Origin of the sequence: Pseudooceanicola sp. (assembly GCF_041987405.1) — a bacterium.
Taxonomy (GTDB): Bacteria; Pseudomonadota; Alphaproteobacteria; order Rhodobacterales; family Rhodobacteraceae; genus Pseudooceanicola.
This window is the reverse complement of record NZ_JBHIWR010000001.1, coordinates 422483-435789: the sequence shown is the minus strand read 5'-3', so window position 1 is coordinate 435789 and position 13307 is coordinate 422483. Positions and strand designations below refer to the sequence as shown.

Genomic DNA, 13307 nt, shown 5'->3' with positions numbered 1-13307 from the left:
ATGATAGAATCATGGGTTCTCTTCGCCCTCGCGGCCACGGCCTTTCAGACAGTGCGTTTCATGCTCCAGAAGGTCCTGGCGACAAAGGATCTTTCAGCGGGCGGTGCCACCTTTTCCCGGTTCGTCTTTTCCGCGCCCGTGGTCTGGATCGCCGCCGTGCTGATCCTGCCCGCCTGGCCGGTTCTGGGGTCGAAGTTCTGGGCCTTTGCAGTGGCGGGCGGGGTGACACAGATCCTCGCCACCGTCTGCACCGTGATGCTCTTTCAGTCGCGCAACTTCGCCGTGGGCATCACCCTGAAGAAGACCGAGGTGCTGCTGACCGTGCTGGTCGGCATCGTCATCCTGGGCGAGGGCGTCACTTGGCCGGGCTTTGCCGCCATGGTTCTGGGCGTCGTCGGCGTGCTGTTGCTGTCAGATCCGCCCAAGGTCGAGGGCAGGGGGCTGCGCGGCCTCCTGATGAACCGCGCCGTGGTGCTGGGTCTGACTTCGGGTGTCTTCTTTGGCGTCTCCGCCGTGACCTATCGCGGCGCGACGCTTGAGGTCTCGGACGAGCCTATGATGCGGGCGCTGGTGGCCCTGGCCTTTGTCCTGGCGATCCAGGTCGCGGCCCTCGGCTTCTGGCTCCTGATCCGCGAACCCGGAGAAATCACCCGCGTCGCCCGCGCCTGGCCCCGCGCGATGTGGATCGGTCTGACCTCGCTCGGCGGGTCGCTTTGCTGGTTCACGGCCTTTACTTTGGAGAACGCGGGATACGTCTTTGCCGTTGGCCAGCTGGAGGTCATCTTTTCCCTGCTCGCCTCGGTCTATTTCTTCCACGAAACGGTGACCCGGCGCGAAGGGATCGGCATCGGCCTGATCTTTCTGTCGGTGGTGGTGCTGATCGTGGTGACCTGAGCGGGCGGCGTAGCGCGTAGGCGGCGCGGACCGCGCCACCACACCGGACACGTCAGTCCGCCCGCCCCTTCAACTCCACCAGCCCGCGCAGCCGCTTGAATTCGCGGTTCTCGGCGTTGTTGGCAAAGAAGGGCACGCTGGCAGGCGGGCCCGGATCGGCGGCGCGCTGTTGGACCTCGGCCAGAACGACCTCGGTGATGAAAGGCAGATCGAAACTCCGCGCCTCCTCCAGCGGGATCCACTGCAGCAGGGAGAGTTCGTCACAGGCGGCGGAGAAATCGTCGAGGTCGGTCATCACCGCCTCGTCCGCATCCACAACGAAAAAGCGCGCATCGAACCGGCGCGGACGTCCCGGGGGGGTGATGGCGCGGAAGACGAAGGTCAGGGCGGAGGCATCCGGGATATGGCCTGTCGCGGCAAAGCCTGCCCAGTCGGCCGGCGGGTTGTCCCACTGGCCCGGCTGGCCAAGGATCAACCCCGTTTCCTCCCACAGCTCGCGCACAGCGGCGGCCGCGATGGCGTTGACCAGATCGCCCCCCGCATCCTCCAGCAGGCGAGACCGGCACGGGTCCGCAATCGGTCTGGCCAGCGGGATATCCGCATCCTCCAGATCCACGGCGCCGCCGGGAAAGACGAACTTGTTCGGCATGAAGACGGCCTTGGCCCCGCGCTGGCCCATCAGGACTTTCGGCTCCGTCGCGCGGTCGCGCAGGGCGATCACGGTGGCCGCGTTCCTGATCTGGCTCTTGTCGATGCTCGGCTTGGTCGTCTGTGTTGTCATCCTGCTCGTCCTCCCATGGCGCACCGCGCGCCGCAGGGGCGGATCAGCGGGATGCCCCGAAGCCGTGCATGTGCCGTGCCCATTGAAACCCGACCAACGCCCCTTTCAATCGGGGCAGAAGGTAGAGGGACAATGCGACGGTGCCAATAGAGAAACCGGTGAAGAGGACCAGAGGTTCGGGCTGATAGGCGTGAAAGACGGCGCCCAGGGCCGGGGCCATCAAGTGCCCGACAATCAGGATCGTCAGATAGGCAGGCCCGTCATCGGCGCGGTGATGATGCAATTCCTCGCGGCAGACGGGACAATGATCGCGCACTTTCAGATAGCCCTTCAGCATCGGGCCGGAACCACAGTTCGGGCATTTCCGGCGAAACCCGCGCCAGAGCGAACGCTTGATCGGGCGTTCGCCACTCTCTTCGGTCATCTCGACAGTCTGGCTCTCGATGGTCTGGGTCGTGTCTCGCATGGCATCCCTCGGGGGTCGGGCAACAGGCGCTAAGGTGGCGATGCCGAGGCCGCAAAGGAAGGGGGCGCAATGTCCTTGCGTCGTGATGTCGCGTATCGCCCTTCCGGAATGTCCCCTGAAAAACTTTGCCGCTCCGCGACGGAACCGCCGGATGGCCCCGTAATACACTTCAGAAGGCGCCACAAACCGCCTTCGCCAAGATCGTCAGACAGACGAAACCACAACGGAGACTTACCCGATGAAACGCACACCCGCCCTGACAGGTGCCCTGATCCTCGCGCTGACCGCAACCGCCATACCCGCCTTCGCGCAGGAGCGCGGCGACGGCCCCCGTGGCCCGCGCGGCCCGATGCTGCCCTTCGAGGAGATCGACGCCAACGGCGACGGCCAGATCACGCAGGAGGAAATCGCCGCCCATGCCGCCGCCAGGTTCGCCCAGGCCGACACCGATGGCGACGGCACCCTGTCGAGCGAAGAACTGGTCGCCCGCATGGAAGCGCAGCGCGCAGAACGCATGCAGCGCAGGGCGGAACGCATGATCGAACGGCGCGATGCCAACAAGGATGGCAGGCTGACCGCCGACGAAATGGGCCCGCGCGGCGGCGACCGCCTGTTCGCCCGCCTCGATGCGAACGAGGATGGGGTCATCACCAAGGAAGAACTGGACCAGGCGCGCGAGGCCTTCCGCGAGCGTCACGAAGGCAAGCACAAGCACTTTGGCGAACATCGCAAGGGGCAACGCGGTGGCCCGGTCGTGGCGCCCGGCACCTCCGAATAAGATCGTGACGCGGTCCCGGGGGGGCTCCCCCCGGGACATCGGGCCCCGGCGCAGTGGACGCGTCGCCCGCAACAGGATACGCCCGCCGGACATGACGGACATGCCCTTTGACGATCTGACTCAGCTGGAGGATGACGCGCTCCTGGTGCTCTACGCCGGCGGCGATCCGGCTGCCGCGCGGGTGTTGACCGCCCGTCTGGCGCCGATCGTCCATGCCCATGCCTGGCGTCTGCTGGGCGATGCGGCGGAGGCCGAGGACGTGACGCAGGAGGCGCTGCTCCGCCTGTGGAAGATCGCCCCGGACTGGCGGCAGGGCGAGGCAAAGGTCACCACCTGGCTCTACCGGGTGACGGCCAATCTGGCGACGGATCGGATGCGCCGCCGTCGCGGCGGCAATCTGACGCTGGACGCGATCCCGGAGCCGGAGGACGACCGGCCCGGCGCCGAGGCGCAGATGCAGGAGGCCGCCCGCGCCGCCGCCCTGCGGGAGGCGCTGGCCACCCTGCCGGATCGGCAGCGGCAGGCCGTTGTCCTGCGCCATATCGATGGCTTGGCCAATCCGGACATCGCTGAGATCATGTCCATCGGGGTCGAGGCGGTCGAAAGCCTGGTGGCACGTGGCAAACGCGGATTGGCGGCCATGCTGACGGGGAAACGGGAAGAACTGGGGTATCAGGACGATGAATGAGAAACGCAAGGACATGGACGGGCTGGACGCCTTCTTCGACGCCGCACGTCGCGACACGCCGCAACTGTCGCCGGAGGCCCTGTCGCGAATGACCACACAGGCGCTGGAGGTGCAGGCCGGGTTCGCCACCCCGCCGGTCGCGGCCAGACCCCGGCCCGGATTGATCGCGCAGATCATGGCGGCCATCGGTGGCTGGCCCGCCATGGCCAGCCTCGCCACCGCCGGTGTGGCGGGCCTCTGGATCGGGGCGGTTCCCCCGGCCGGTCTGGTCAATCTCGCGGTGGACATCGGTGCCCTTGCCGGCGCGGCGGAGGAGGACACCTATCTGGTCGATCCCCTGCCGGGCTACACCCTCACACTCGATCTGTCGGAGGCGCAATGACCGGTACGACCCCCACTCCCCCCTCCACGCGCATGTCGCTCTGGCTGCGGATCCTGCTGCTTGTCTCGCTTGGTCTGAACCTTCTCGTGGCGGGGGCCATCATCGGGCACGCGCTGCGCGACGATCGGCACGGCCGGGTGCCGCGCGTCGACCGGATGGAAGCGCCGATGACCTATGCCCTGTCCCCCGAGGACCGGCGTGAGATCGGCAAGGCCCTGCGCCGGGAGTACCGCAAGAACCGCCCCTCCCGGCAGGAAATCATGGCGCAATACCAAGGGGTTGTCGCTGCCCTGCGCGCCGATCCCTTTGATCCGGCGCGGGTCGAGGCGGCCTTCGCCAATCAGCGTGCGGCGGCGCAAAGCCGGATGCAACTGGGGCAGACCCTGCTGTTGCAACGCCTGACGGAGATGTCGGCGGCGGACCGTCAGGCCTTTGCCGACCGGCTGGAGGAGGGGTTGAAACGGGGTCCGCATTTCCGCGATGGCAAACCGGGGGGCAAGCCCGGGGGTGAACCGCCGCGTGGCGGATACCGCGACGCACCGCGCCACGACTGAGGGGGCGCGGGCCGGGGGGGCAACCGATGCGCTCTGCGTGTCGCGGGGTCGGCCCGACGGGCCAGGGTCGTCGTGACGGGCCGTGTCAGGACTGGATGCTGACGGATCAGGGCCCGCTGGATCAGCCCCAGGCCCGGCTCCTCGATAGCCCAGATTGCCGGAGAGGCCGGACCACGCGGCCCGGCAACTGCGCCTGATGCCCCGAGCTGCCCCGCTATCCGCCCATGCCGGACACCATCCGCGGCGGCACTTCGGGCGCGAGGTTCAAGTGTCCTAAATCGCTGACCACCCTGTTTCGCCCCGCCTGTTTCGCGCGGTAGAGCGCCCGGTCGGCCCGGGCCATCAGGGCTGCGGTTTCCTCCGACGGGCTGCGCTGCGGCGAAAGCTGCGAGGCATCGGTCAACGCCACCCCGACGGAGGTCGTCACCCGCACCTCTTCGGGCGCCCCGGGGAAAGCCACGCGGGTCGCCGCCACGGCCGCGCCGATCCGCCGGGCCACTGTCAGGGCATCATCCGCCGTGCAACGGGGCAGGGCGACGAGGAACTCCTCCCCGCCCATCCTCGCCGCAAATCCCGGGGGCATGACGGCGCGTTTCAGGCTGCGCGCGACGGCAGCCAGCACCGCATCGCCGGCCGGGTGCCCGTAGGTGTCGTTGATCCACTTGAAGTGATCCAGATCCGCCATGATCACCGCCGCCGCCCGTTGATCCCCCGAAAGGTCACGCATCACCTCATCCAGCCGGGGCAGCACGTAGCGGCGGTTGTAAAGCCCGGTCAGCGGGTCGGTCACGGCAGAGCGCAGCCCGCTGCGCAAGCGGGCGTGCAAGCTGGTGAATTCGGCCTTCCGGCGCAGCAGAAGGGTGATCCGCGCCACCGCCTCCGCCGGATGCAGGGGCAGGGTCATCACGCTGTCGGCCCCGAGGTCCAGAGCCCGGACGCCCAGGGCGGCGTCTTCCTCCGGAATGGCGACAAGGATCTGGCCCCGCGCCGGATCGCTGCGCCGCGCCATCCGCGCCACGACCCGTAGTGTGCCATCCGTGCCCAGGGTCCGGCTGTCGACGATCACCACATCCCCGCCAGCCGAGGCCGTCGTTTCAGGAGGCAGGCAGGTCAGGCGCAGCTGCAGGCCCGGATCGGCGGCGCCCCTTATCTGCGACGCCCACTGCTCCGCCGTCTCTGCCGCCGCGATCAGGGCGATCTGCGCCATGCGCCCGAATTCCGCCGCCGGTTCGCGCAGGCCCGGCTGCGTTCCCTGCGGGCCGTCCCGCAGGTTCAGCGCCGAAAGCCGTGCTCGGTGATCCACCAGCTTGCGAACACGCGCCAGCACCTCGTCGTCACGACAGCTGCGCGCGATCACCTCCTCCGCCCCGGCGTGGATCAGCATGGCAGTACGGGCGGGATCGGGCAGATCGGTCATGACGATCCGCGCAGTCTCTGCCGTGGCGGGGTCATGGCGCAGGGCCTCGCACAGCCCCGCCGCGCCGCGGCCCGGCAGCCTGTCGGAGATCACGATCAGCCCGGGCCGGTCCCGTCGCGCCACCTCCAGCGCGCCATCGGCCGTTTCCACCTGCAGCACGTCGTAATAGGCCCCGCTGAACAGGGCGGACAGCATCAGGCGACTCGCGAATCTGTCATCTGCGATCAGAACACGTCCGTGCATCGGTATGGTGGCCTCCTGCCTCTTGTCTGCGGCAGAGTTTTGGCCAAAGTGGTTAACAAACCGTTGCGGTCGGACTATCCGGTCCACAAAGGGGCAGAAGACCGCCGACCGGCAAAGCAGGAGCCAGCCATGATGAATGCCAGCGAGGCCGAGGCAACGGCCTTGAAATGCCTGACTTGGCTGATCGCGCATGAGGATCTGCGAGATGTCTTCATGGGGGCGACGGGCCTGGGCGAAGACGACCTGCGCGCCCGCTATGGCGAGCCGGAGTTCCTGGGCGCCGTCCTGGATTTCCTGTTGATGGATGACAATTGGGTCATGCAGTGCTGCGATGCGCAAGGGTTGCCCTATGAGGCCATTGCCAGCGCCCGCGCCGGTCTGCCCGGCGGGCAGGAGGTCAGCTGGACCTGAGCCCCGTGCCGCGACTAGAGCGCGGGCAGGGCAGCGGGCGTGCCGTCGATCAGCACCCGCAGCATTCGTTTCAACTCTTCGACCTCGCCATCCTCCAGCAGCGCCACCAGAAGGCGTCCGTTTTCCCGCGCAAAAGGGCTCGCCTTGATCACTGCCTGCCGTCCCTTTTCGGTCAGGACGATCCGCCGCGTGCGTTTGTCCTCCTTGCCGGACTGCCGCGCCAGAAGGCCCGCCGCCTCCATGCCGCGCAGCGCACGGGAGGTCGCGGTGCGGTCGATCCCCACAAATCCCGCGATATCCGACGGTTGCACCAGCCCTTCATTGGCGACCGCCAGAAGGATGCACCATGTGGTGCGGTTCAGCCCGACCGTCCGCAACATTTCGTCCAGCCGCCGCTCCTGCAGTCGCGCCGCAAGCGAGAGGTGGTAGCCTAGCGATTCATGCAGGCGATAGGGGGTGTCGGGCTGGGTCTTCTGGTCTGTCATGCAATGAGAGGGCCGCAGGCGTTAACGCTTGTCAAGCGGACTTCGCTTCGTCCAAGGTCCCGGCGACATTGGTGGCGGAGGCGGGATGCAACTCGACGGGATCATATTCGACAAGGACGGCACGCTGTTCGATTTCGGCGCGACCTGGAACTCCTGGGCGCTGGACCTGATTGCCGAACTGTCCGAGGGAGACGCGGAGACCGCGCGGCGCATCGCGGAAACCACGGATTTCGACCTCTCCACCGCGGCCTTCCGCCCGACGAGCCCGATCATCGCGGGCACCGGGCGCGAGGCGGCGGAATGCGTCGCCCGGGCCCTGCCGGGGCGGTCGGTGAACGATCTGGAGCAACTGATGAACCTGCGTGCGGCCCAGGCCCCGCAACGGCCGCCGACCGATCTGGCACCCCTGCTGGACACCCTGCTGGCCCGGTCCCTGCGCCTGGGTCTGATGACCAACGACAGCGAAAGCACCGCCCGCGCCCATCTGGCGGCGGCGGATATCCTGGACCGGTTCCACTGGATTGCCGGATTTGACAGCGGCCACGGGGCCAAGCCCGCGCCGACCCCGCTGCTGGCCTTTTCGCATCACGAGGGGCTGGATCCCGCCCGCGTCGCCATGGTCGGGGACAGCACCCATGATCTGATCGCGGGGCGCGCGGCCGGCATGGTCACGATCGCCGTGCTGACCGGCCTTGCCGGGCAGGCGGATCTGGCCCCCCATGCCGACGCTGTCCTGCCCCATGTCGGCCATCTGCCTGACTGGCTGGGGGCGGAGCCGGTCCCGGCCCAGTGATCCGCGCGGCCTGAAAGCGACACGATCTGTCGCCAACCGACCAGAACCCGGCCGAACTCCGCCCTTTGCTTAGGCAAACGGAGGGCGCGATGACCAGCGAGACCAGCAAACGCAAGCGCAGTGGCGGACGGGCCGGTCACGCGGCCCGGCGCGGCCCCGCCGCCATTCACCAAGCCCCCTGGACGGTGCCCGTCAATCCCGACCGTCCGACCGAACCCCTGCCGCCCGAAGGGGTCGCCGCCATCCACGACACCGCCATGCGCGTGCTGGAGGAGATCGGCGTCGCCTTCCTCAACCCCGAGGCCAGGGAGATCCTGAAACAGGCGGGCTGCAGGCTGGACGGCGACATCGTCTTCATGGACCGCGACTTCGTGATGGAGATGATCGGCCACGCCCCCGCACAATGGACGATCACCCCGCGCAACCCGGATCGACAGATCACCATTGGCGGCCAGCATATCCTCTTCGGCAACGTCTCCTCGCCGCCGAACTACTGGGATCTGGAACTGGGTCGCAAACTGCCCGGCACTAGGGAATTTCATTCCCGCTTCGTCAAATTGTCCCAGTATTACAACTGCATCCACTTCATCGGCGGCTATGCGGTGGAGCCGGTGGACCTGCACCCCTCGACCCGCCACCTCGATACGATCTTCGACAAGCTGACCCTGTCGGACAAGGCGCCCCACGCCTATGCCCTGGGCAAGGAGCGGATCGAAGACGGGATGGAGATGGTGCGCATCGCCGCCGGGTTGAGCCATGAGGATTTCGAGGCCAGCCCCCGCATGTTCACCAACATCAACTCCACCTCGCCCCTCAAGCATGACTATCCGATGCTGGACGGCTGGATGCGGATGGCGCGTAGGGGGCAGGGGCTGATCGTCTCGCCCTTCACTTTGGCCGGGGCCATGGCGCCGGTGACCATGGTCGGCGCGGTGGCGCAATCCCTGGCGGAGGGGCTCTCGGCCATCGCGCTGGCGCAATACATCAGGCCGGGTGCGCCCTGCGCCTTCGGCACCTTCACCTCCAACGTCGACATGAAATCCGGCGCCCCGGCCTTCGGCACGCCGGAATACATGCGCGCCACCCAGATCACCGGCCAGATGTGCCGCTTCTACGGGTTGCCGATGCGCTCCTCCGGGGCCTGCGCCGCGAATGTGCCGGACGGGCAGGCGATGTGGGAAACCTCCAACTCCCTCTGGGCCGCGGTGCAGTCCGGCAGTCATATCGTCTATCACGCGGCCGGCTGGCTGGAGGGCGGGCTGATCGCCAGCCCCGAGAAATTCGTCATGGATTGCGAGGTGCTGGGCCAGATCCTGCGCTATTTCGATCCGGTGATCTGGCGGACCGATCCGGGCGATCTGGCCTATGAGGCCATGGCGGAGGTCCGGCACGAGGGCCATTTCTTCGGCATCGACCACACGCAGGAGCGCTATGCCGAAGCCTTCTGGCAGCCCAACCTGTCGGACTGGCGCAACTTCGAGGGCTGGCAGGCGCAGGGAGGCGTCTGGACCGCCGAACGGGCGCATCTGCTCTACAAGCGGATCCTGGAGGATTATACTGAGCCGCCGATGGACGCGGCGATCCGGGAGGAACTGGCCGATTTTGTCACGCGTCGCAAGGCGGAGGGCGGGGCCCCGACGGACTTCTGACCGATTTCCCGCCTATTTCCTTCCGGGAAACTGCCGACAATTGCGATTGTTGTCACCTTGTTAAGCCCTGCGGCAGATACTGCCCGCCACGCGGCAAGACGGGACAGCCATGCACGGCCTGATGATGAGAGCGATCCAGAGTTTCGCGCGCGACACCTATGGCGCGCCGCTCTGGTCGGCCGTGACCCGTCGCGCCGGTCTGGATGTCGCGGAATTCGAGGCGATGCTCAGCTATCCCGATCAGACGGGGGAGGCCGTGCTGCAGGCCCTGTCGGCCGAACTGGACCGCCCCCGGTCCGTGGTGTTGGAGGACATCGGCACCTACCTCGTCTCCGATCCCAATGTCGAACGACTGCGCCGCCTGCTGCGTTTCGCCGGGGTCAGCTACGAAGATTTCCTGCATTCCCTCTCTGACCTGCCCGGGCGCGCCAGTCTTGCGGTGTCGGATCTGGTTCTGCCACGGCTCGATCTGCGCTCCTTGCCGGGTAGCCGCTACATCCTGACGGTAGAGGGGGATCTGCCTGGCTTCGGCCACGTGATGACCGGCATCCTGCGCGCCATGGCGGACGATTACGGGGCGCTGGTGATGCTCGATCACCGTGGTGTTCGTGAGGGGCGGGAGGAGATCGAGATCACCCTGGTCGAATCCGCCTTTGCCGAGGGGCGGCAATTCGACCTCGGGGCCAGGGCACGATGACCGAGGGGGATCAGCCGGATATCCTCGCGGCGCTCGACACCCTCTGCCCTATGCATTGCCTGCTGGATGCAGAGGGGCGGGTCAGCCATGCGGGTCCGACGCTCGCCAAACTGCGCCCGGCCCTGGTCCTGCCCGGCCGCCCGTTTCTGGAGGTCTTCGAACTGCTCCAGCCGCGCGGCATCCGCGACATGGCAGGCCTGCGCGCCACCGCCGGGCAAAGCGTCCGCCTGCGGCTGCGCTTTCGCGACAGCCCCCGCACGGTGCTGTCGGCGGTGCTGGTGCCCTATGGACGCGACCGCGCCATCGTCAATCTGGCCTTCGGCATTTCCATCCTCAAGGCCGTGGGGGACTATGCCCTGACCAACACCGATTTCGCCGCGACCGACCCCACGGTCGAGATGCTGTTTCTGGTGGAGGCGAAATCTGCCGCGATGGAGGCCTCTCGCAAGCTGACCCGCCAGCTTCATGTCGCCAAGGTCGCGGCGGAGGAACAGGCCTTTACCGACACCCTGACCGGGTTGAAGAACCGCCGCGCGCTGGACCACGTGCTGAACAGGATGATCGCGGCGGGGCAGGACTTCGCGCTGACGCATCTCGACCTCGATTTCTTCAAGGCGGTCAATGACACGCTCGGCCATGCCGCAGGCGACCACGTGCTGGAACAGGTCGCCCGCATCATGGTGGAGGAAACCCGCGACGACGACGTGGTTGCCCGGGTCGGCGGGGATGAATTTGTCCTGCTTTTCCGCAACCTCTGCGACCGCCCCCGGATCGAGGAGGTCGCCCGCCGCCTGATCGCCCGTCTGGAGGAACCGATCGCATGGCAGGACCGCGCCTGCCGCATCTCCGCCTCGCTCGGCACCACGCTCTCCACCGAGTATCGGAACCCGGAGGTGCAGCGCATGCTGGCCGATGCGGACGCCGCCCTCTACGCGGCGAAACGGGCAGGACGAGGGCAGCATGTCTTTCATGGGGTGCCCCGGGGCGCTCTGGTCAAGGAGGCGGACGTGAAGGGCGACCAGCCTCTACATCCCGAAGTGCAGTCTGGACCGCAACAGACAGGGCAAACGCCGATGCCCCGCCAAAGCACACCGCCGTAAAGCGGGCCCCGCACCTGCGAAGGGTCAGACAGGCCCGGACCATCCCGCGGGGCGTACCCTCACGACGGTCCGAACAGGCACCGCGTCGTGATGACCGAACTGTCCACCATCATCTCGCGGCGGCGACGGAACTTCTCCATCCAATCCGCATCGCGCTGATCCTCGCCCCGGTTGAAGAACCGCGATTTGTCCCAGGCATCCAGGCTGTCATAGCGCGCGATCAGCAGGTAGATGACCACCCCATCCTTGGGCGCACAGGACCAAAGACCCACAACCTCCGCCCCCGTCCGGGCCTCGAAATCGTCCCAGGCGGTCAGCGTGTCGGCCTCGAACTCCGCCACGCCGCTCTCGCGGACATGAAACCAGCGGTTGGTATAAACGCCGCCCTCCGGCCGCAGGGCCGCAAGCGCGCGTTCCGACACGGCGCGCATCGGCCAGGAGGTCACCCCGGTGACGCCCGGAAGACTGGCCAACGCCACCGCGCCCGCCTCCAGCACGGCCCGATCCGGGCTGCGCATCAAGACCGGCACCGTATTGATGCTCAGCCCGATCTGTATGGCAAAGGCCGCCGTGATCTCCGCCTGCAGGTCACCGCTGTCCCGCAGCGCCGCGACGGCCTGTCCCACCTCGGCCCAGGCATTGGGGCGGGTGGTGAGCTGACAATAAAGACATTCCATGACTGACACTTGCGCGATCTGACCGCCCGGTCAACGCCCCCGCGCCGCCAGATCGCGGAACCAGTGGCCCAGCTCCTCCGTCGCCACATAGGCCTCCGGGATCAGGCCGATCATCGACAGGAAGCCATGGAACTGCCCCGGCCAGGGCCGCTCCACCACCGACACGCCCGCGTCGCGCAGCCGCACGGCATAGGCAAGGCCCTCGTCCGACAGGGAATCGAACCCTGCCGTCAGCACAAAGGCCGGGGGCAGTCCGACATGATCATCAGCATGCAGGGGGGAGGCGCGCCAGTCCCGCCAGCTCTCCGACCGCGGCACATAGTGATCGCGGAACCAGCGCATCACCGCATGGGTCAGCACGATGTCCGTCTTTGCCGCCCTGTGGGACGGATGCTCCAGCGTCATGTCGACCGCCGGATAGATCAGCCCCTGCGCCCGGAGTGTCACCGACCCGCCGCGCAGCGCCAATGCCGCGACTGCCGATAGATTACCGCCCGCGCTGTCCCCCGCCACCCCGATCCAGCCGGGGTCGAAACCCAACTCCGCCGCCTCCCGCGCGACCCATTCCGTGGCGGCCACGGCATCCTCTGCCGCCGTGGGAAAGGGGGCGTCCGGCGCCAGCCGATAGTCCACCGCCACCACCCCCATGCCCGATGCGGCGCAGAGCAGCCGACAAAGCGTATCATGCGTGTCCAGATCGCCGACAACCCAGCCTCCGCCATGGAAATAGACGATCACCGGATGCGGGCCAGGCCCGAGCGGTCGGTAGATCCGGATCGCCAGATCCCGCCCGTCCAGGGCCATCAACCGGTCCTCCACACCTGCAATCTCCGGCAACTCCGGTCGCCGCCGCCCCCGCCGTTCGCGAAACGCCTGCCGCGCATCCTTGGCGGACATCCCCTCCAGCGGTGGCAGATCCGCCTCCTGCATCGCCTCCAGCACGGCCTGGGCCGAAGGGTCGAGCCTGTCTGTCATGTCGGCCTCCGTCATCGCATGTCCTGGCAAGGTGACCGATCCGCCCGGCCAAGAGAAGCTCAAAGCGACTTTGTCACCGACCTGAGCCGAGGGCGGGACCCACTTGGGCGCCAAGCCCGCCGGCGGATCATGAGGGATTGGCGATTGCAGACAGATCCAGCGCTGCGGTCTCCCGTGACCACCGGGGCGACGCACCGCGAACCATGGCCAGACGCCGGGAACGGAGGTTAAACAATCTGACTGGGGAAGGTCGCCATGGCAGCCCGTAGGTCTGTCACAGTAGCGTTCCCATTTGTCTCAGGTGATCCCGTTTGGCC

Annotated in this window: 16 protein-coding genes; 10 read left to right on the top strand and 6 right to left on the bottom strand. The window is 67.4% G+C overall.

Translation table 11 applies throughout. The features are described from left to right. Positions 1–3 precede the first annotated feature (3 nt). Positions 4–894 carry an EamA family transporter gene (locus tag ACFC2Y_RS02105; RefSeq protein WP_375173740.1) on the top strand — a complete coding sequence of 297 codons (891 nt, stop codon included), beginning with the start codon at positions 4–6 and terminating at the stop codon, positions 892–894. A 52-nt stretch (positions 895–946) separates the two neighbouring features. Here the strand turns inward: ACFC2Y_RS02105 and ACFC2Y_RS02100 are convergent, their stop codons facing one another. Beyond that, entirely contained in the window at positions 947–1675 is a 729-nt protein-coding gene (locus ACFC2Y_RS02100) for a DNA mismatch repair protein MutT (protein ID WP_375173400.1), read from the bottom strand. 43 nt (positions 1676–1718) lie between these two features. Continuing rightward, complete coding sequence (locus ACFC2Y_RS02095) at positions 1719–2099, bottom strand: DUF983 domain-containing protein (RefSeq protein ID WP_375173739.1); 381 nt, start codon at positions 2097–2099, stop codon at positions 1719–1721. A gap of 280 nt (positions 2100–2379) precedes the next feature. Between ACFC2Y_RS02095 and ACFC2Y_RS02090 the strand changes: the two genes are divergently transcribed. The 4 genes from ACFC2Y_RS02090 to ACFC2Y_RS02075 all read left to right on the top strand — a co-directional run bounded on the left by ACFC2Y_RS02090 (position 2380) and on the right by ACFC2Y_RS02075 (position 4543). Beyond that, positions 2380–2919 (top strand): EF-hand domain-containing protein, encoded by a 540-nt coding sequence (locus ACFC2Y_RS02090; RefSeq protein WP_375173399.1) that lies wholly within the window; start codon positions 2380–2382, stop codon positions 2917–2919. A gap of 91 nt (positions 2920–3010) precedes the next feature. Then, positions 3011–3607, top strand: coding sequence for an RNA polymerase sigma factor (locus tag ACFC2Y_RS02085; RefSeq protein WP_375173398.1), 597 nt, complete (start codon positions 3011–3013; stop codon positions 3605–3607). Further along, entirely contained in the window at positions 3600–3989 is a 390-nt protein-coding gene (locus ACFC2Y_RS02080; RefSeq protein ID WP_375173397.1) for a hypothetical protein, read from the top strand. The genes ACFC2Y_RS02085 and ACFC2Y_RS02080 overlap by 8 nt, the downstream gene beginning before the upstream one ends. Continuing rightward, positions 3986–4543, top strand: coding sequence for a periplasmic heavy metal sensor (locus ACFC2Y_RS02075; RefSeq protein WP_375173396.1), 558 nt, complete (start codon positions 3986–3988; stop codon positions 4541–4543). Before ACFC2Y_RS02080 ends, ACFC2Y_RS02075 begins: the two co-directional genes overlap by 4 nt. A gap of 214 nt (positions 4544–4757) precedes the next feature. Here ACFC2Y_RS02075 and ACFC2Y_RS02070 read toward each other — a convergent pair whose 3' ends face one another. Further along, entirely contained in the window at positions 4758–6203 is a 1446-nt protein-coding gene (locus ACFC2Y_RS02070; RefSeq protein ID WP_375173395.1) for a diguanylate cyclase, read from the bottom strand. 132 nt (positions 6204–6335) lie between these two features. Here ACFC2Y_RS02070 and ACFC2Y_RS02065 point away from each other — a divergent pair, with 132 nt between their 5' ends. Beyond that, positions 6336–6614 (top strand): DUF3572 domain-containing protein, encoded by a 279-nt coding sequence (locus ACFC2Y_RS02065; RefSeq protein WP_375173738.1) that lies wholly within the window; start codon positions 6336–6338, stop codon positions 6612–6614. Positions 6615–6628: 14 nt separating this feature from the next. Here the strand turns inward: ACFC2Y_RS02065 and ACFC2Y_RS02060 are convergent, their stop codons facing one another. Continuing rightward, positions 6629–7099: a MarR family winged helix-turn-helix transcriptional regulator gene (locus tag ACFC2Y_RS02060; RefSeq protein ID WP_375173394.1), complete on the bottom strand. Its 471-nt coding sequence runs from the start codon at positions 7097–7099 to the stop codon at positions 6629–6631. A gap of 85 nt (positions 7100–7184) precedes the next feature. Between ACFC2Y_RS02060 and ACFC2Y_RS02055 the strand changes: the two genes are divergently transcribed. The 4 genes from ACFC2Y_RS02055 (at position 7185) to ACFC2Y_RS02040 (ending at position 11338) form a co-directional block, all read left to right on the top strand. Beyond that, positions 7185–7892 (top strand): HAD family hydrolase, encoded by a 708-nt coding sequence (locus tag ACFC2Y_RS02055; RefSeq protein ID WP_375173393.1) that lies wholly within the window; start codon positions 7185–7187, stop codon positions 7890–7892. Positions 7893–7981: 89 nt separating this feature from the next. Next, positions 7982–9541 carry a trimethylamine methyltransferase family protein gene (locus ACFC2Y_RS02050; RefSeq protein WP_375173392.1) on the top strand — a complete coding sequence of 520 codons (1560 nt, stop codon included), beginning with the start codon at positions 7982–7984 and terminating at the stop codon, positions 9539–9541. 121 nt (positions 9542–9662) lie between these two features. Next, positions 9663–10238 (top strand): heme NO-binding domain-containing protein, encoded by a 576-nt coding sequence (locus ACFC2Y_RS02045; RefSeq protein ID WP_375173391.1) that lies wholly within the window; start codon positions 9663–9665, stop codon positions 10236–10238. Continuing rightward, positions 10235–11338: a GGDEF domain-containing protein gene (locus ACFC2Y_RS02040; RefSeq protein ID WP_375173390.1), complete on the top strand. Its 1104-nt coding sequence runs from the start codon at positions 10235–10237 to the stop codon at positions 11336–11338. Before ACFC2Y_RS02045 ends, ACFC2Y_RS02040 begins: the two co-directional genes overlap by 4 nt. 59 nt (positions 11339–11397) lie before the next feature. On the opposite strand, the gene ACFC2Y_RS02035 is transcribed toward ACFC2Y_RS02040, so the two are convergent. Then, positions 11398–12015, bottom strand: coding sequence for a hypothetical protein (locus ACFC2Y_RS02035; protein ID WP_375173389.1), 618 nt, complete (start codon positions 12013–12015; stop codon positions 11398–11400). Positions 12016–12045: 30 nt separating this feature from the next. Then, on the bottom strand, positions 12046–12990 hold the full coding sequence (locus ACFC2Y_RS02030; protein WP_375173388.1) for an alpha/beta hydrolase: 945 nt from the start codon (positions 12988–12990) through the stop codon (positions 12046–12048). Between the last annotated feature and the right edge of the window lie 317 nt (positions 12991–13307).